The organism is Pseudomonas sp. GW460-LB5 (assembly GCF_059423245.1).
Genome location: NZ_JBWKXT010000019.1, coordinates 47853 through 64907, shown reverse-complemented (window position 1 = coordinate 64907; position 17055 = coordinate 47853). Strand labels below are relative to the sequence as shown.

15 protein-coding genes are annotated in these 17055 nt (G+C 61.9%); 11 read left to right on the top strand and 4 right to left on the bottom strand.

Translation table 11 applies throughout. The features are described from left to right. Positions 1 to 59 precede the first annotated feature (59 nt). Positions 60 to 671 (top strand): TetR/AcrR family transcriptional regulator, encoded by a 612-nt coding sequence (locus AC07XM_RS13900; RefSeq protein ID WP_010955036.1) that lies wholly within the window; start codon positions 60 to 62, stop codon positions 669 to 671. 135 nt (positions 672 to 806) lie between these two features. Here AC07XM_RS13900 and AC07XM_RS13895 read toward each other — a convergent pair whose 3' ends face one another. Beyond that, positions 807 to 1247 carry a GlcG/HbpS family heme-binding protein gene (locus AC07XM_RS13895; protein WP_016488372.1) on the bottom strand — a complete coding sequence of 147 codons (441 nt, stop codon included), beginning with the start codon at positions 1245 to 1247 and terminating at the stop codon, positions 807 to 809. Positions 1248 to 1504: 257 nt separating this feature from the next. Between AC07XM_RS13895 and gcl the strand changes: the two genes are divergently transcribed. From gcl to AC07XM_RS13865, 6 genes are all read left to right on the top strand, one after another. Then, complete coding sequence (gene gcl / locus AC07XM_RS13890) at positions 1505 to 3280, top strand: glyoxylate carboligase (protein WP_016488373.1); 1776 nt, start codon at positions 1505 to 1507, stop codon at positions 3278 to 3280. A gap of 54 nt (positions 3281 to 3334) precedes the next feature. Beyond that, entirely contained in the window at positions 3335 to 4159 is an 825-nt protein-coding gene (gene hyi / locus AC07XM_RS13885; RefSeq protein WP_016488374.1) for a hydroxypyruvate isomerase, read from the top strand. An 89-nt stretch (positions 4160 to 4248) separates the two neighbouring features. Beyond that, positions 4249 to 5142: a 2-hydroxy-3-oxopropionate reductase gene (locus AC07XM_RS13880; protein WP_016488375.1), complete on the top strand. Its 894-nt coding sequence runs from the start codon at positions 4249 to 4251 to the stop codon at positions 5140 to 5142. Between the two features lie 178 nt (positions 5143 to 5320). Continuing rightward, positions 5321 to 6595 carry a glycerate kinase type-2 family protein gene (locus AC07XM_RS13875; protein WP_024717675.1) on the top strand — a complete coding sequence of 425 codons (1275 nt, stop codon included), beginning with the start codon at positions 5321 to 5323 and terminating at the stop codon, positions 6593 to 6595. Continuing rightward, complete coding sequence (gene pyk / locus AC07XM_RS13870) at positions 6592 to 8007, top strand: pyruvate kinase (protein WP_016488377.1); 1416 nt, start codon at positions 6592 to 6594, stop codon at positions 8005 to 8007. Before AC07XM_RS13875 ends, pyk begins: the two co-directional genes overlap by 4 nt. Before the next feature lie 195 nt (positions 8008 to 8202). Further along, positions 8203 to 9078 carry an urea transporter gene (locus AC07XM_RS13865; RefSeq protein WP_016488378.1) on the top strand — a complete coding sequence of 292 codons (876 nt, stop codon included), beginning with the start codon at positions 8203 to 8205 and terminating at the stop codon, positions 9076 to 9078. On the opposite strand, the gene AC07XM_RS13860 is transcribed toward AC07XM_RS13865, so the two are convergent. Further along, positions 9063 to 9821, bottom strand: a complete 759-nt coding sequence (locus AC07XM_RS13860; protein ID WP_102688974.1) for an RHS repeat-associated core domain-containing protein — start codon at positions 9819 to 9821, stop codon at positions 9063 to 9065. The genes AC07XM_RS13865 and AC07XM_RS13860 overlap by 16 nt on opposite strands. Positions 9822 to 9966: 145 nt before the next feature. Between AC07XM_RS13860 and AC07XM_RS13855 the strand changes: the two genes are divergently transcribed. The 3 genes from AC07XM_RS13855 (at position 9967) to AC07XM_RS13845 (ending at position 14202) form a co-directional block, all read left to right on the top strand. Next, positions 9967 to 10788 (top strand): ion transporter, encoded by an 822-nt coding sequence (locus AC07XM_RS13855; RefSeq protein WP_016488379.1) that lies wholly within the window; start codon positions 9967 to 9969, stop codon positions 10786 to 10788. Positions 10789 to 11005: 217 nt separating this feature from the next. Next, positions 11006 to 12004 (top strand): sulfate ABC transporter substrate-binding protein, encoded by a 999-nt coding sequence (locus AC07XM_RS13850; RefSeq protein WP_016488380.1) that lies wholly within the window; start codon positions 11006 to 11008, stop codon positions 12002 to 12004. Between the two features lie 173 nt (positions 12005 to 12177). Continuing rightward, on the top strand, positions 12178 to 14202 hold the full coding sequence (locus tag AC07XM_RS13845; protein WP_070086967.1) for a mechanosensitive ion channel family protein: 2025 nt from the start codon (positions 12178 to 12180) through the stop codon (positions 14200 to 14202). Between the two features lie 119 nt (positions 14203 to 14321). Here the strand turns inward: AC07XM_RS13845 and AC07XM_RS13840 are convergent, their stop codons facing one another. Together AC07XM_RS13840 and AC07XM_RS13835 are read right to left on the bottom strand one after the other, a co-directional pair. Next, positions 14322 to 15248 carry a class I SAM-dependent methyltransferase gene (locus tag AC07XM_RS13840; protein ID WP_016488382.1) on the bottom strand — a complete coding sequence of 309 codons (927 nt, stop codon included), beginning with the start codon at positions 15246 to 15248 and terminating at the stop codon, positions 14322 to 14324. Positions 15249 to 15393: 145 nt separating this feature from the next. Then, positions 15394 to 16290, bottom strand: coding sequence for a DMT family transporter (locus AC07XM_RS13835; protein WP_102688976.1), 897 nt, complete (start codon positions 16288 to 16290; stop codon positions 15394 to 15396). Between the two features lie 133 nt (positions 16291 to 16423). On the opposite strand from AC07XM_RS13835, the gene AC07XM_RS13830 reads away from it, so the two are divergent. Then, the gene (locus tag AC07XM_RS13830; protein ID WP_019473363.1) at positions 16424 to 16861 is read left to right on the top strand and encodes an Lrp/AsnC family transcriptional regulator; all 438 of its coding nucleotides are present in this window, start codon (positions 16424 to 16426) and stop codon (positions 16859 to 16861) included. Positions 16862 to 17055 lie beyond the last annotated feature (194 nt).

Below are 17055 nucleotides of genomic sequence, written 5' to 3'. Positions count from 1 at the left end.
CGGTGCTACCATGCCCGATCCCTCTTAGAGGTGGCCAGACACGAGGAAGATCCCTGACCATGAGCACCATTCGCGAGCGCAACAAGGAACTGATCCTGCGCGCGGCCAGCGAGGAATTCGCCGACAAGGGCTTCGCCGCCACCAAGACCAGCGATATCGCGGCCAAGGCCGGCCTGCCCAAGCCGAACGTGTATTACTACTTCAAGTCCAAGGACAACCTCTACCGCGAGGTCCTGGAAAGCATCATCGCGCCAATCATGCAGGCGTCGACGCCGTTCAATGCCGACGGCGACCCGAAGGAAGTATTGAGTGCGTACATTCGTTCGAAGATCCGCATTTCGCGCGACCTGCCACACGCCTCCAAGGTTTTTGCCAGCGAGATCATGCACGGCGCCCCGCACCTGTCGCCGAACCAGGTAGAGCAGCTGAACGAACAGGCCCGGCACAACATCGAGTGCATCCAGCGCTGGATCGACCGCGGGCAGATCGCCCACGTGGATGCGCACCACCTGATGTTCAGCATCTGGGCGGCGACACAGACCTATGCAGATTTTGACTGGCAGATTTCTGCGGTGACCGGCAAGGCCAAGCTGGCCGACAGCGATTATGACGCGGCAGCCGAGACCATCATCCGCATGGTCTTGAAAGGCTGTGAGCCTGAAGCAGCCTGACAGGGCCAGTGGGGCTGCTTTGCAGCCCAATCGCCGGCAAGCCAGCTCCCACAGGATTTCCACAGTTCCTGATCACTGTGGTGTACCTGTGGGAGCTGGCTTGCCGGCGCTGTGGCCAGATCAGGCCACAGCGATTTAGGCTGCTACACCCGCATCCGCCTTCATACCCACCTCCTCGATTGCACTGATTGCACACTGCTCGTCGATATCCGACGTATCGCCGCTGATCCCTACCGCACCCAGCACCTTGCCGTCCTGATCACGGATCAGCACGCCCCCCGGCGCCGGCACCACCGGCCGCTCGCCCATCCCGTTCAATGCGGCAAAAAACGCCGGCCGTTGCTGCGCATCCAGCGCCAGCAAGCGCGATCCCTTGCCCAGGGCAATCGCCCCCCAGGCTTTGCCAGTGGCCACCTCAGGCCGGATCAGGCTGGCGCCGTCCTCACGCTGAAGCGCCAGCAGGTGCCCGCCGGCATCCAGCACCGCCACGGTCAGTGGCGCGGCATTGATCTTGCGGCCCGCCGCCAGTGCGGCGTTCACCAGGCTGACAGCGACTTTCAGGTTCAAGACGTTCATGGAAAGGTCCTCTTCTTGTTGTGAGAAGCCCTGAGGGCAGTTGAAAACCGATAGGGCAAATAGAACACAACGAAAGGCATTTTTGTATACAATATTTTGAAACGATCGTATGCGATGGCGCAAATAGCCGTTTTCACGGCCGCTCTGACGAATCCTGGCCCACCCGATGAAAACCCATTGACCTGAGCCGCCAGCCGTGAATACACTCTATCGCAAAGCAAGTTGTATACAATTACAAAATCGATGAGGCACAACCCATGAGCAAAATGAGAGCAATCGATGCAGCCGTTCTGGTCATGCGCCGTGAAGGTGTAGATACCGCGTTCGGCATCCCAGGGGCTGCCATCAACCCGTTGTACTCGGCCCTGAAGAAAGTCGGTGGCATCGATCACGTCCTCGCTCGCCACGTCGAAGGTGCCTCGCACATGGCCGAGGGCTACACCCGTGCCAACCCGGGCAACATCGGCGTGTGCATCGGCACTTCCGGGCCAGCCGGCACCGACATGGTCACCGGCCTGTACAGCGCCTCGGCCGACTCCATCCCGATTCTCTGCATCACCGGCCAGGCCCCGCGTGCACGCCTGCACAAAGAAGACTTCCAGGCCGTCGACATCACCAGCATCGTCAAGCCGGTGACCAAGTGGGCAACCACCGTTCTGGAGCCAGGCCAGGTGCCTTACGCCTTCCAGAAGGCCTTCTATGAAATGCGCACCGGCCGCCCAGGCCCGGTACTGATCGACCTGCCGTTCGACGTGCAGATGGCCGAAATCGAATTCGACATCGACGCCTACGAGCCGCTGGCCGTCAACAAGCCGTCCGCCACTCGCGTACAGGCTGAAAAAGCCCTGGCCCTGCTCAACGACGCCGAGCGTCCGCTGCTGGTAGCCGGTGGCGGCATCATCAACGCCGATGCCAGCGACAAGCTGGTTGAGTTCGCCGAACTGACCGGCGTACCGGTAATCCCGACCCTGATGGGCTGGGGCACCATCCCGGACGACCACGCACAAATGGTCGGCATGGTCGGGCTGCAAACTTCGCACCGCTACGGCAACGCCACCCTGCTCAAATCCGACCTGGTGTTCGGTATCGGTAACCGCTGGGCCAACCGCCACACCGGCTCCGTCGATGTCTACACCGAAGGCCGCAAGTTCGTGCACGTCGACATCGAACCGACCCAGATCGGCCGCGTATTCACCCCGGACCTGGGTATCGTGTCCGACGCCGGCAAGGCCCTGGACGTGTTCCTGGAAGTGGCCCGCGAGTGGAAAGCCGCTGGCAAACTGAAAGACCGTGCTGCCTGGCTGGAAGACTGCCAGCAGCGCAAAGCCAGCCTGCAACGCAAGACCCACTTCGACAACGTGCCGGTCAAGCCGCAGCGCGTGTACGAAGAGATGAACCAGGTATTCGGCAAGGACACCACCTACGTCAGCACCATCGGTCTGTCGCAGATTGCCGGCGCGCAGTTCCTGCACGTTTACAAGCCACGCCACTGGATCAACTGCGGCCAGGCCGGCCCGCTGGGCTGGACCATTCCTGCCGCACTGGGTGTAGTGAAAGCAGACCCGAAACGCAAGGTGGTCGCGCTGTCGGGTGACTACGACTTCCAGTTCATGATCGAAGAACTGGCAGTTGGCGCGCAGTTCAACCTGCCGTACGTCCACGTACTGGTGAACAACGCCTACCTGGGTCTGATCCGTCAGGCGCAGCGTGGCTTCGACATGGATTACTGTGTACAACTGGCGTTCGAGAACATCAACTCGACCGACGCCGCCACCTACGGTGTCGACCACGTTGCAGTGGTCGAAGGTCTGGGCTGCAAGGCCATTCGCGTATTCGAGCCGGCTGAGATCGCCCCTGCCCTGCTCAAGGCACAGAAGATGGCCGAAGAGTTCCGCGTGCCGGTCGTGGTCGAAGTGATCCTCGAGCGCGTGACCAACATTTCCATGGGCACCGAGATCAACGCGGTCAACGAGTTCGAAGACCTGGCGCTGGTCGGCAACGACGCGCCAACCGCCATCTCGATGCTGGACTGATCGCCTGACGCCCCCAGGCACGCCCTGGGGGCCTTCAACGCAAGGAGACAACTCATGCCTCGCTTCGCTGCCAACCTGTCCATGCTGTTCACCGAACAGGACTTCCTGGCCCGCTTCAAGGCTGCCGCCGATGCTGGTTTCAGCGGCGTCGAATACCTGTTCCCGTATGACTTCAGCGCTGCCGACATCAAGCAGCAGCTAGAAGCCAACGGCCTGACCCAGGTGCTGTTCAACCTGCCTGCTGGCGACTGGGCCAAGGGTGAGCGCGGTATCACCTGCCACCCCGACCGCATCGAAGAGTTCCGTGCCGGTGTCGACAAGGCCATCGAGTACGCCAAGGTGCTGGGCAATACCCAGGTCAACGCCCTGGCCGGCATTCGCCCACAAGGCCCGGACTGCGCCACCGTGCGCAAGACCTTCGTGGAGAACCTGCGCTACGCCGCCGACAAGCTCAAGGCTGCCGGTATTCGTCTGGTCATGGAAATGATCAACACCCGCGACATCCCGGGCTTCTACCTGAACACCACCCAGCAGGCGCTGGAAATCCAGGCTGAAGTGGGCAGTGACAACCTGTTCCTGCAGTACGACATCTACCACATGCAGATCATGGAAGGTGACCTGGCTCGCACCATGGAAACCAACCTGCAGCTGATCAACCACATTCAGCTGGCCGACAACCCGGGCCGTCACGAGCCTGGTACTGGCGAAATCAACTACCGCTTCTTGTTCGAGCACCTGGACCGCATTGGCTACCAGGGCTGGGTGGGCGCGGAGTACAAGCCCAAGACCACCACCGAAGCGGGCCTGGGCTGGCTGAAAACCCATGTGGGAGCGGGCTTGTCCCGCGAAAGCGCCCGCAAAGACACCTCCATTGCCTGACCGATCACATTCGCGGGGCAAGCCCGCTCCCACAGGGTTTTGTGGCAGCCCCGCAGTCAGGTATCAACAAATATAAGAGGCACATTATCATGGCTAAAATCGGTTTCATCGGCACCGGCATCATGGGCAAGCCCATGGCCCAAAACCTGCAAAAAGCAGGTCACAGCCTGTTCGTTTCCACCCACCACGACGCCGCGCCAGCCGACCTGATCGCCGCCGGTGCAGTGGCCCTGGCCAACCCGAAAGAAGTTGCCCAGGAAGCCGAATTCATCATCGTCATGGTGCCGGACACCCCGCAGGTGGAAGCCGTACTGTTCGGTGAAAACGGCGTTGCCGAAGGCGTGGGCCCGAACAAGGTCGTGATCGACATGAGCTCGATCTCGCCTACCGCCACCAAAGCGTTCGCCGAAAAAATCAAGGCAACCGGCGCAGCCTACCTGGACGCCCCGGTGTCCGGTGGTGAAGTCGGCGCCAAGGCCGCGACCCTGAGCATCATGGTCGGTGGCTGCCCGAAAGCCTTCGAGCGCACCCTGCCGCTGTTCGAAGCCATGGGCAAGAACATCACCCGCGTGGGTGGTAACGGTGACGGCCAGACCGCCAAGGTTGCCAACCAGATCATCGTTGCCCTGAACATCCAGGCCGTGGCCGAAGCCCTGCTGTTTGCCGCCAAGAACGGCGCCGACCCGGCCAAGGTGCGTGAAGCACTGATGGGCGGCTTTGCTTCGTCGAAAATCCTCGAAGTGCACGCAGAGCGCATGATCAAAGGCACCTTCGACCCAGGCTTCCGCATCAACCTGCACCAGAAAGACCTGAACCTTGCCCTGCAAGGCGCCAAGGAACTGGGCATCAACCTGCCCAACACCTCCAATGCCCAGCAAGTGTTCAACACCTGCCAGGCCCTGGGTGGCGGTAACTGGGACCACTCGGCGCTGATCAAAGGCCTGGAGCACATGGCCAACTTCTCGATCCGCGGCGACAAGTAAGTTGTAGACCGTACCGGCCTCTTCGCGGCGGTTCGGCGCGAAGAAGCCAACACCGCTGAACCTGCGACCACAGGTTCAGCGGGAGCACCGAGCAACACCCGCCCCTGGTTCGGCCTGCACGGAGGCAGTTCCAGGGGCGTTTTTGGTTTTGCAGAACAACAATAACTGGGAGCCTGCCATGTCGGTCGATCCGCAAAAAATTCTCCGCGAGCTGTTCGACACAGCCATCGCTGCCGCCCACCCCCGCCAAGTCCTCGAACCCTACCTGCCCGCCGACCGTAGCGGCCGGGTCATCGTCATCGGCGCCGGCAAGGCCGCAGCCGCCATGGCCGAAGTGGTCGAGAAAAGCTGGCAGGGCGAAGTTTCCGGCCTGGTCGTGACCCGTTACGGCCACGGCGCCAACTGCCAGAAGATCGAGGTGGTCGAAGCCGCCCACCCGGTCCCCGACGCCGCCGGCCTGGCGGTAGCCAAGCGCGTGCTGGAGCTGGTCAGCAACCTCAATGAAGACGACCGCGTCATCTTCCTGCTGTCTGGCGGTGGTTCCGCCCTGCTGGCACTGCCGGCCGAGGGCCTTACCCTGGCCGACAAGCAACAGATCAACAAGGCACTGCTCAAATCCGGCGCCACCATCGGCGAGATGAACTGCGTGCGCAAGCACCTCTCGGCGATCAAGGGCGGCCGCCTGGCCAAGGCCTGCTGGCCGGCCACGGTCTACACCTATGCCATTTCCGATGTACCGGGCGACCTTGCCACCGTGATCGCCTCTGGCCCCACCGTGGCCGACCCGAGCACGTCGGCTGACGCCCTGGCTATTTTGAAACGCTACAACATCGAAGCGCCCAAAGCAGTCATCGACTGGCTGAACAACCCGGCTTCGGAAACCGTCAAGGCCGATGACCCGGCCCTGGCTCGCAGCCACTTCCAGCTGATTGCCAAACCCCAGCAATCGCTCGAAGCCGCTGCGGTAAAAGCCCGACAGGCAGGTTTCAGCCCGCTGATCCTCGGCGACCTGGAAGGCGAATCACGCGAGGTGGCCAAGGTGCACGCCGGTATCGCCCGGCAGATCGTCCAGCATGGCCAGCCACTGAAGGCACCCTGCGTGATCCTGTCAGGCGGCGAAACCACTGTGACCGTACGCGGCAATGGCCGTGGCGGGCGCAACGCCGAGTTCCTGCTCAGCCTCACTGAAAGCCTGAAAGGCCTCGCAGGTGTATACGCCTTGGCCGGCGACACCGACGGCATCGATGGCTCGGAAGAAAACGCCGGTGCCTTCATGACCCCAGGCAGCTACGCCCGCGCCGAGGCCCTGGGCCTGTCGGCCAGCGACGAGCTGGACAACAACAACGGCTATGGCTATTTCGCCGCGCTGGATGCGCTGATCGTCACCGAACCGACCCGCACTAACGTCAACGACTTCCGCGCCATCCTGATCCTCGAGACTGCCCAATCATGACGCCTGATAAAAAAGTAAAGATCCTCGCCACCCTCGGCCCTGCGATCAACGGCATCGACGACATCCGCCAACTGGTCGAAGCCGGGGTGAACATCTTCCGCCTCAACTTCAGCCACGGCGAACACGCTGACCACGCCCTGCGTTACCAGTGGATCCGCGAAGTGGAGCAGCAACTGAACTACCCGCTGGGTATCCTCATGGACCTGCAGGGGCCGAAGCTGCGCGTGGGCCGCTTCGCTGAAGGCAAGGTGCAGCTGCAACGCGGCCAGGCCCTGCGCCTGGACCTGGACAAGACCCCGGGCGACAGCCGTCGGGTCAACCTGCCACACCCTGAAATCATCGCAGCCCTTGAGCCCGGCATGGACCTGTTGCTGGACGACGGCAAGCTGCGCCTGCGCGTCACCGCCAAGCACAACGACGCAATCGACACTGAAGTGCTGAACGGTGGCGAGTTGTCCGACCGCAAGGGCGTCAACGTACCGCAAGCAGTACTCGACCTGTCCCCGCTCACCGAAAAGGACCGCCGCGACCTGGCCTTTGGCCTGGAACTGGGCGTGGACTGGGTGGCCCTGTCGTTTGTACAGCGCCCTGAGGACATCGTTGAAGCCCGCCAGCTGATTGGCGACCGTGCCTACCTGATGGCCAAGATCGAGAAGCCGTCGGCAGTCGAACAACTGCAAGCCATCGCCGAACTGGCAGACGCAATCATGGTGGCCCGCGGTGACCTTGGCGTGGAAGTGCCGGCCGAAAGCGTGCCGCAAATCCAGAAGCGCATCATCAGCACCTGCCGCCAGCTGGGCAAACCGGTGGTGGTGGCCACGCAGATGCTCGAGTCCATGCGTTTCTCCCCAGCGCCGACCCGGGCCGAAGTCACCGACGTGGCCAACGCCGTGGCCGAAGGTGCCGATGCGGTCATGTTGTCGGCTGAGACTGCCTCGGGTGACTACCCGTTGGAGGCCGTGCAGATGATGAGCAAGATCATACGCCAGGTGGAAAACGGCCCGGACTACCAGGCCCAGCTCGACGTTGGCCGGCCAAAAGCCGAGGCCACCGTGTCGGACGCCATCAGCTGCGCCATCCGCCGCATCAGCGGCATCCTGCCGGTGGCGGTGCTGGTCAACTACAGCGAGTCAGGCGCCTCGACCCTGCGCGCTGCACGCGAGCGGCCACGGGCACCGATCCTCAACCTGACACCGAACCTGAACACCGCGCGCCGCCTCAGCGTGGCCTGGGGCGTGCATTCGGTGGTCAACGACCGCCTGCGTCAGGTGGACGAAGTGGTTTCCACCGCCCTGGAGATTGCCCAGGCGCAAGGCATGGCCAGCCGTGGCGACACGCTGCTGATCACTGCCGGTGTGCCTTTCGGCAAGCCAGGCTCGACTAACACGCTGCGGATCGAGACTTTGATCTGATCCAAAGGCCCTTTCGCGGGGCAAGCCCGCTCCCACAAGTACGCCGCTGTCCCAAGGAAAGCGCTTTACCTGTGGGAGCGGGCCTGCCCCGCGAATGGAGGGCAAAGCCCTCCCCTTGCACCACGACAACAAACCTGCGGAAAAACGAGGCCCAAAGAGGCCCACCGCTCCCCCATCAACCTCACTGACTGCCCCATGTACACCAAAAATTTCGTCAACCCGTGCCCTGACTGGGCCACGGCGTTACTCAACGGCTTCAGCCAGGTGCTGCTGCTGCGCAACCCCCTGTGCGGCCTGTGCTGCCTGCTGGCCATCCTGCTGACCGCGCCCGACCTGGTCGGCGGCGCCCTGCTCGGCGCCCTGGCCGGCCTGCTCACCGCCCAGGCCCGCGGCTACGACCGCGCCGACCGCCAGGCCGGGCTGTACTGCTACAACGGCGTGCTGATCGGCATCCTGATCAGCGCCGTGTTGCCCTGGTCGGTCATGCTGCCGCCGCTGATCATCGCTGCCGGCGGGCTGTCCAGCATCATTACCCACCAGTGGCGCAAGCGCGGCGGCAAACTGCTGATCGCCTACACCGCGCCGTTTGTGCTGCTGGGCTGGGCCACCCTGCTGATCACCAGCCCCGCCCCCAGCGGCTTCGTCGAAGCCGACCCGCTGCAGGCCCTGGCGCGTGGTGTGGGTCAGATCTTCCTGCTCGACCAGCCCTGGGCCGGCTTGCTGATCATTGTCGGCATGTTCATTGCCAACCCCTATGCGGCAATGTGGGCTGTGATCGGCTCGGCCATCGGTGGCGGTGTGGCGCTGCTCGCCGATCAGGCGCAAGGTGCCTGGTTGGGGCTATACGGTTTCAACGCAGCCTTGGCGGCACTGGCCTTCAGCAGACAAGGTGAAAAGCCGTGGGTGACGCTGCTGGCGATTGCCCTGGCCTTGCTGCTGCAACCGCTATTCAAGCTGCTGCCGGTTCCTGGCCTGACCGCGCCCTTTGTCGCCGCCTGTTGGCTGATGCATGTAGCGGGTCACCTAGGTCACAGGACACAGAAAGACAGCTCACATCAATTACCGAACTGACTGGGGGCTGCAGGTATCCACTCCGTCTCTGACGGCTGCCTAATGGGGGCTGGATCGGGTGCCGAGGACATCCTCTTTGGTAGGCCCCGGGGCGGAAGTGGGGGCGGTCGCGAGGGCGGAGGTAGAGGATGAAGAGGCTTCGGAAGACGGCGTAGCGCTAGCTGCTCATCGATCTTCCTCTGCAGCGCTAGATTCTGTTCTTGAAGGCGAGCATTGTCCGCTTGAGATCGCTCCAACTGTTTCCGAGTAGCGCCCAGACCAGCAACCTTCGCCACCGTAAACCGTCCATCCTTCCCTTTGGAAATCTCGTATCCAGCATTACCAATACCCAAGCTGTAAGCTTCAGACCTGTTCTCGAAATGTTTCTTCACTCCCGGTTTGAAAGCGCTCGGTATGCCTAAGCGCTTAAACTCAGCAGTTAGCCCAGTTTTCATACTTTTCATCTGACCTGACGGGTCAGAGCTGTTTATCGGATCACCCTCACAATAACAGTAAGCATTCAGCCCACCCTGCCCAAAAGGGCTTAAACCATCCGGGCTGTGAAAGCGCATAAAAATGGGGCTATAAAATCGGTGGCCATTGCCCAGCGCATAGGCTTGCAAGGTACCATCGTGCCTTTCGCCATTGAAACCTACTGAAGGAATCGGCCAATTCAGTGAATACCCATAAGCTGTGTATGACCGTATCCACTTCGCCTGACCACCCTCGACAGCGATTTGCTCGGGTAACTGTCCATTGTTCATTACATACTCGCCTCATGCCCCCTGACCCTAAGCTATTCTGGTCCAGCCAATCCGATCCGGAAAACTAGCAATTTTAACAGCTCATTCGTTGCAGCCTTGGGCAAAGACCCTCTAGGCTCACTGCTTCGTTTTCGGAACACAAACCATGTCCCCTCCGCTATCCCTGCGCGAACGCCTCTACATCATGGTCTTCCAGACCGACACCGTAGCCGGTCGCCGCTTCGACAAAATCCTCTTGTTGATCATCCTGGCCAGCCTGGTCACTGTCATCCTCGACAGCATTGACGAAGTGCACCAGGGCTACTCCGGCGTGCTGGCGGCCATCGAATGGGGCTTTACTGCCGTTTTCCTGGCCGAGTACATCACCCGCCTGTACTGCTCGCCCAAGCCCTTGCGCTATGCCTTCAGTTTTTATGGCCTGGTCGACCTGCTGGCGATCGTCCCCGGGATCATCGCCCTGTACTACAGCGACGCCCAGTACCTGCTGATCATCCGGGTGATACGCATGCTGCGGATCTTCCGCGTGCTCAAGCTCAGCCCGTACCTCAAGCAGGCCAACTACCTGATGGAGGCGCTGCGCGGTAGCAAGCAGAAGATCATCGTGTTCCTGGTCAGCGTATCGACCCTGGTAACGGTGTTCGGCACGCTGATGTATGTGATCGAAGGCCCGGAACATGGGTTTACCAGCATCCCCAAGGGCATCTACTGGGCCATCGTCACCCTCACCACCGTGGGCTTTGGCGATATCGTGCCAAAGACGCCGCTTGGGCAGGTGCTGTCGTCGCTGGTGATGATTACCGGTTACTCGATCATTGCTGTGCCGACCGGCATCTTTACCGCCGAACTGGCCAATGCCATGCGCGGGGAGCAGTTGCAGCATGATTGCCCGACGTGTCACAAGAAGACGCATGAGCATGGGGCGGCGTTCTGTTCCCGGTGTGGGAATGGGCTGTTTCCCAGACAATGATGCTGCCTGTGCTGGCCCTTTCGCGGGCACGCCCGCTCCCACAGATACCGTGCAATTTTCAGGTTTGTGGTGGTCCTGTGGGAGCGGGCGAGCCCGCGAAGAGGCCGGGACTGGCAACGGCATAACCAAAGTGTTTTTTGTTCTTTATCCCGCTTCAAGCCACCCGCTATAGTCGCTGGCACTCTGCCCCAAAACCCTTCAAGAACAAGGAAGCAACGTGAAAAAACTCTTCACCGCCTCGCTGCTCGCCGCAGGCCTGGCCCTGGGCAACCTCGCCCAGGCCGCCCCCACCCTGCTGAACGTTTCCTACGACGTGATGCGCGACTTCTACAAGGACTACAACCCGGCCTTCCAGAAGCACTGGGAAGCCGAGCACAAAGAGAAGGTCAACGTGCAAATGTCCTTCGGCGGCTCGAGCAAACAGGCGCGTGCGGTAATCGATGGCCTGCCAGCCGATGTCATCACCATGAACATGGCCACCGATATCAACGCCTTGGTCGACAATGGCAAGCTGGTGCCGGATAACTGGGTCACCCGCCTGCCGAACAACAGCGCGCCGTTCACCTCGGCCACTGTGTTCATCGTGCGCAAGGGCAACCCAAAAGCCCTGAAAGACTGGCCCGACCTGCTCAAGGACGGCGTGCAGGTGATCGTGCCCAACCCGAAAACGTCGGGTAACGGCCGCTACACCTACTTGTCGGCCTGGGGCTATGTGCTCAAGCAAGGCGGCGACGAGGCCAAAGCCCGTGATTTCGTTGGCAAGTTGTTCAAACAGGCGCCAGTGCTGGATACCGGTGGCCGTGCCGCCACCACCACCTTCATGACCAACCAGATTGGTGATGTGCTGGTCACCTTCGAGAACGAAGCCGAAATGATCGCCCGCGAGTTTGGCCGCGACCAGTTCGAAGTGGTCTACCCAAGCGTGTCGGCCGAAGCCGAGCCACCTGTCACTGTGGTCGACAAGGTCGTGGCGAAGAAAGGTACCCAGGCTGTGGCCGAGGAATACCTGAAGTACCTGTGGTCGCCAGCAGCCCAGGAGATCGCCGCCACCAACTACCTGCGCCCGCGTGATGCGACGGTACTGGCCAAGTACACCGACCGCTTCCCCAAAGTGGAATTCCTGTCGGTGGAGAAGACCTTCGGTGACTGGCGCACCGTGCAGAAGACCCACTTCAACGATGGTGGCGTGTTCGACCAGATCTATACCGGCCAGTAATTGATGCAGGCAGGCACTGCACAATGCCCGCAGCGTGTGCAGTGCCTGTAGGAGCTGGCTTGCCGGCGATAGGGCCAGTTGCTTTGACACACTTCTTCGAACTTTCTTCATCAACCGACAATCAGTTCCTTGAGTAACCCTGCCCCGCTCACCCCGGCCCAAGGAGTACTCCAGTGCTGCGCTTTCTCTCAACCCTGCTGCTCGGCTGCCTGCTGAGCACCCACCTGCTTGCCGCTGACCCCGCCCCCACCGAAGAACAACCCGCCGAACCCGCACCGGTCTTGCAAGGCGGCCTGCTGGGCGCCCTGGCCGACGGCCTGGACAGCGCCGCACAGGAACTCGACCTTGATGCCCATCTGGTTGATGCCTGGCGCCTGCGCACCGACCGCGCCGCCAAGGAAGTCGAGCGCCTGGTTGACCGGCACTCGGCCGACGACTCGCTGCATCTGATCGGCAACTTCATCCTGCTTACCCTGACTTGGGCCGCCAGCTTCGCCGCATTCACCAGCCTCGGCCGGTGGGTCGCCAACCGCGCTTCAGGCAAGCCCTGGCTACGCGAACGCAAGCGCGCCAGCAGCCTGCTCGGCTACTTGCTGCCCTATACCCTGCCGGCATTGGCCAGCTTACCGCTGACACTGTACGCCAGCCGCTTTCTCGACCCGTCGGTAGCGCGCGCACTGGGCCTGAGCCTGGCCTACGCCACCAGCAGCGGCCTGTTCTCGACCTCGATCATCCTGTGCCTGGTGACCCTGTTCGACGCCGGCCACAAACGCGCCGCTGTGGCGGTAATCAAACGCCTGGCCCCCCGCCCGCTGTTCATGATCGGCTTTCTCGCTGCCTGGAGCGATGCCCTGACCAGCCCACAGATTGCCCGCCAGCTTGGCGGCAACATCACCGCCAGCGTCGCCGTGGCCACCGGCCTGATTGCCACCTTCATCTTCGCCAGCCTGGTGGTCCGCCTGCGCCGCCCGGTCGCGCACCTGATCCGCAACCGCGCCTTCAAGGACCGCGTGCAGCATCGCGCGGTGCAGGAAACCCTGCGGATCTTTTCGGTGCTGTGGTATTTGCCGATCCTGCTGATGATCTTGGTGTCGGCCATTCACCTGATCGGCGCCGGCGAAGAAAGCCAGAAAGCATTGCAGAAGGCCTTGCTGACCACAGTGCTACTGGTCTCCACGGTGTTTGTCAGCACACTATTGCAACACCTGCTGGCACCGCGCGACGCAGATGCCGGGCAACGGGTACGGCCCTACAGGGAACTGCTGCGCAGCCTGGCCCACGCGCTGCTGCGCATCGCCATGGCAGTGGCCTTCATCGAACTGCTGGGGCGCATCTGGGGCGTTTCGGTGATCGGCTTTGCGCTAAGCAACAGCCTCGGCCAGGCCATCAGCAATTCGCTGTCGAGTATCGGCCTGATCCTGCTGGTCACCTGGCTGCTGTGGGTGGTGCTCGATACTGCCATTCAGGAAGCGCTCAAGCCTGCGGTGGGGCGGCGCGCATCGCGCCAGCCGAGTACCCGGGTACGCACCATCCTGCCGATGCTGCGCAACGCCATCAAGGTCATCCTCATCGTCATCTGCACCATCACCACCATGGCCAACCTGGGGATCAACGTCGCGCCTCTGCTCGCCGGTGCGGGGGTGATCGGCCTGGCCATCGGCTTCGGCTCGCAGCAACTGGTGCAGGATGTGATTACCGGGTTGTTCATTCTGATCGAGGACACCATTTCCATCGGCGATTGGGTCGTGCTTGACTCCGGCCATGCCGGTACCGTCGAGAGCCTGACGATCCGTACGTTGCGCCTGCGCGATGGCAAAGGCTTTGTGCACTCGGTGCCGTTCGGTCAGATCAAGGCGGTTACCAACCAGTCGCGGCAGTTCGCCTATGCGTTTTTCTCGGTGCAGTTCACCTACGACAGTGATGTGGATGCGTCACTGGCACTTATCCATGAAGTGGGCAAGTCGATCAGCGAAGACCCGCTGCTACGCATCAACCTGCAAGGGCCGCTGCAGGTGTTCGGGGTGGACCGCATGGACCTGAACGGGTTTGTGCTGACGGCGCAGTTCCGCACCATTTCCGGCGGGCAATATGCGGTGAGCCGAGCGTTCAACGAGCGGCTGAAGAAGCGGGTGGACCAGACCGACAACGTCAGCTTTGCCCAGGTGTACCCGCTGCCGCTGCAGGCCCTGGGGGCTTGATGCTGTCAGCACTGGCCCTATCGCCGGCAAGCCAGCTCCCACAGGCCCCCACCACATTCAGGGTTGTGCTGCCCCTTGTGGGAGCTGGCTTGCCGGCGATAGGGCCGGTACTGGCAACTTCAGGTCTGGCGGAATACCAAGGCCTTGAGCCCCCCGGCCGGGTCCACATCCGGAAACTCCGGCGGGTTTTCCAGCCGCTCGACAAACGCCAGCGATGGCGCCTGCTCAGCCATCCCCTCGATCAGAAACTCCGGCCCGATCGCCGGGTCGTTGACACACGCCAGCACCGTTCCACCGGCGCTCAGCAACTCTGGCAAACGCCGCAGGATCTTCGCGTAATCCTGGGTCAGCACGAAGCTGCCACGCTGGAAGGTTGGCGGGTCAATGATGATCAGGTCGTAAGGCCCGTACTTGCGCACCTTGCCCCACGACTTGAACAGCTCATGCCCCAGATACGCCACCCGCGATGCGTCATGGCCATTGAGGCGGTGGTTGTCCCGACCCCGTGCCAGCGCCGACTTGGCCATGTCCAGGTTCACCACCTGCTCGGCGCCCCCGGCAATCGCTGCTACCGAGAAGCCGCAGGTGTAGGCGAACAGGTTCAGCACGCGCTTGCCCGCCGCCTGCTCGCGCACCCAGCGGCGGCCATAGCGCATGTCGAGAAACAGGCCGATATTTTGCCGCACCCCCAGGTCCAGCAAGTAGGACAGGCCGTCCTCGACCACCTCACGTTGCTGACACGGCTCACCCAGCAGCCACTGACCAGGGCTGTCGGGCAAGTAGCGGTGCTGGATGAGGATGGCTTGGCCGGCCCATTGCGGGCACTGGGCCAGGTTGCGCAGCATGGCTTCCAGTTCGGCCAGTTGGCCCTCGGGCAGCTCGCGGAAGAGGGCTACCGAGAGCACGCCTTGCAGCCAGTCGACAGTGACCTGCTCCAGGCCTGCCCAGCAGCGGCCACGGCCATGGAACAGGCGGCGGGTTTCCTGCGGGGCAGGGTCGAGGGCGGCGAGCAGGTGTTGCTCCAAGGTGTGAATCGGGGAAGTCATGGTGGGTCGCAGGCTGGCAAAAGCGGCATTCTACCTTGAGGGCCTCTTCACGGGTAAACCCGCTCCCACAGGGACCCCACAGTATTCAGAGCTACGGTGATCCTGTGGTAGCGGGTTTACCCGCGAAGAGGCCGGCAAGGTCACTTCAATTCTTGACTGCAAGCCGCGCCGGCCGGAACCACCATCCCTGCTGCATCCCCGCCGCTGCCAGCAGAATCAGCCCTACCCCCAGCCATTGCAGCGGCGCCAAGCGGTGCCCGAAGGCCACCCAGTCCACCAGAATCGCAGCAATCGGGTAAATGAATGACAGCGCCCCCGTCAACGCCGTGGGCAAACGCTGAATGGCACTGTACAGCAGCACATACATGAGGCCGGTGTGGACGATGCCCAGCGTCAACAGGCTGGCCAGCGCTGGCACTTCACCCGGCAATCCGCCGAGCTTGACCCACGGCGCCAGCACCAGTACACCCGTCGTTACCTGAATCAACGCGATCAGGTGAGGTGGCGTGCCTTTCAGCCGCTTGATGATCAACGCCGCAATGGCATACAAAAACGCCGCACCCAGTGCCAGGGCAATGCCCAGCAAGTATTCCTCACCGCCGCCCTGCCCCGCACCATGGGCGCTGACGATGGCCAACATGCCGAGGAACGCCACGCTAAGCCATGTAAGCTTGGCCAGTGTGATCTTTTCGCCCAGAAACAGCGCTGCCAGCCCCACCAGCATGAACGGCTGCACGTTGTACACCGCGGTCCCGATGGCGATCGACGCACGGGAATACGAGGCAAACAGCAGCAGCCAGTTGCCGACAATGGCCACGCCGCTGGCGATCGCCAACAGGAACGCCGTGCGGCTGATGACTCCGGCCCGCAAAAAGCCGAAAGCGGCGCAAATCACCAGCAGGGTCACGGCACCGAACACGCAGCGCCAGAACACCACCTCGAGCACCGGCTGCCCCGACACCAGCACGAACCAGCCGATGGTCCCGGAAATCAGCATGGCGGCGACCATTTCCAGCGAGCCACGGCGCAACGAACTGTCCATCTCACACCTCCCGTTGTTGATGGCAACAGTATGCAAAGGTTACAGCTCAGCCTTCCAGCGGATAACCAAGGCAGATTTGCATCCTTGCCTTTACTATCAAGGCAAATTACGCGAATTACCTGACGAGGTGACCATGACCGATGCCATCGACCAACTGTTGATCAATGCACTGATGGAAGACTCGCGCCGCTCGCTCAAAGCCCTGGCGCAAGTCAGCGGGCTGTCCGCGCCCAGCGTCAGCGAGCGCCTGCGCCGCCTGGAAGAGCGCGGTGTGCTGCGCGGTTACACCGTGGAGGTCGATCCGCGCGCCTTTGGTTACCAGTTACAGGCCATCGTGCGCATCCGCCCACTGCCGGGCCAGCTGCAGGAGGTAGAACGGCAAATCATCGCCATCCCCGAGTTCACCGAGTGCGACAAGGTCACCGGGGAGGACTGTTTCATTGCCCGGTTGCATGTGCGCTCGATGGAGCAACTGGACACCCTGCTCGACCGCATCAATGTGCTGGCCGAGACCAACACCGCCATCATCAAGAAAAGCCCGGTGAAGCGGCGATTGCCGCCAATGGAATGAATTCGCCTGTTCCGGCCTCTTCGCGGGTAAACCCGCTCCCACAAGTACTGCACCAGATTTGGGCTTGTGATGAACCCTGTGGGAACGGGTTTACCCGCGAAGAGGCCAGCGCAGAAAAACCTGACGATTTTTTGTACACATAAATGTCACCATAAGTGCCATTTTTGTGTGCACCTTCTTCAGAAACGCCCCAT

Excerpts from the sequence above, each read along its gene's own strand:
- AC07XM_RS13855 (WP_016488379.1), top strand. The coding sequence starts at position 9,967 with ATGTCCCCTCCGCTATCCCTGCGCGAACGCCTCTACATCATGGTCTTC.
- AC07XM_RS13875 (WP_024717675.1), top strand. The coding sequence starts at position 5,321 with ATGTCGGTCGATCCGCAAAAAATTCTCCGCGAGCTGTTCGACACAGCC.
- AC07XM_RS13900 (WP_010955036.1), top strand. The coding sequence starts at position 60 with ATGAGCACCATTCGCGAGCGCAACAAGGAACTGATCCTGCGCGCGGCC.
- AC07XM_RS13840 (WP_016488382.1), bottom strand. The coding sequence starts at position 15,248 with ATGACTTCCCCGATTCACACCTTGGAGCAACACCTGCTCGCCGCCCTC.
- pyk (WP_016488377.1), top strand. The coding sequence starts at position 6,592 with ATGACGCCTGATAAAAAAGTAAAGATCCTCGCCACCCTCGGCCCTGCG.
- hyi (WP_016488374.1), top strand. The coding sequence starts at position 3,335 with ATGCCTCGCTTCGCTGCCAACCTGTCCATGCTGTTCACCGAACAGGAC.
- AC07XM_RS13895 (WP_016488372.1), bottom strand. The coding sequence starts at position 1,247 with ATGAACGTCTTGAACCTGAAAGTCGCTGTCAGCCTGGTGAACGCCGCA.
- AC07XM_RS13830 (WP_019473363.1), top strand. The coding sequence starts at position 16,424 with ATGACCGATGCCATCGACCAACTGTTGATCAATGCACTGATGGAAGAC.
- gcl (WP_016488373.1), top strand. The coding sequence starts at position 1,505 with ATGAGCAAAATGAGAGCAATCGATGCAGCCGTTCTGGTCATGCGCCGT.
- AC07XM_RS13835 (WP_102688976.1), bottom strand. The coding sequence starts at position 16,290 with ATGGACAGTTCGTTGCGCCGTGGCTCGCTGGAAATGGTCGCCGCCATG.
- AC07XM_RS13860 (WP_102688974.1), bottom strand. The coding sequence starts at position 9,821 with ATGAACAATGGACAGTTACCCGAGCAAATCGCTGTCGAGGGTGGTCAG.
- AC07XM_RS13880 (WP_016488375.1), top strand. The coding sequence starts at position 4,249 with ATGGCTAAAATCGGTTTCATCGGCACCGGCATCATGGGCAAGCCCATG.
- AC07XM_RS13865 (WP_016488378.1), top strand. The coding sequence starts at position 8,203 with ATGTACACCAAAAATTTCGTCAACCCGTGCCCTGACTGGGCCACGGCG.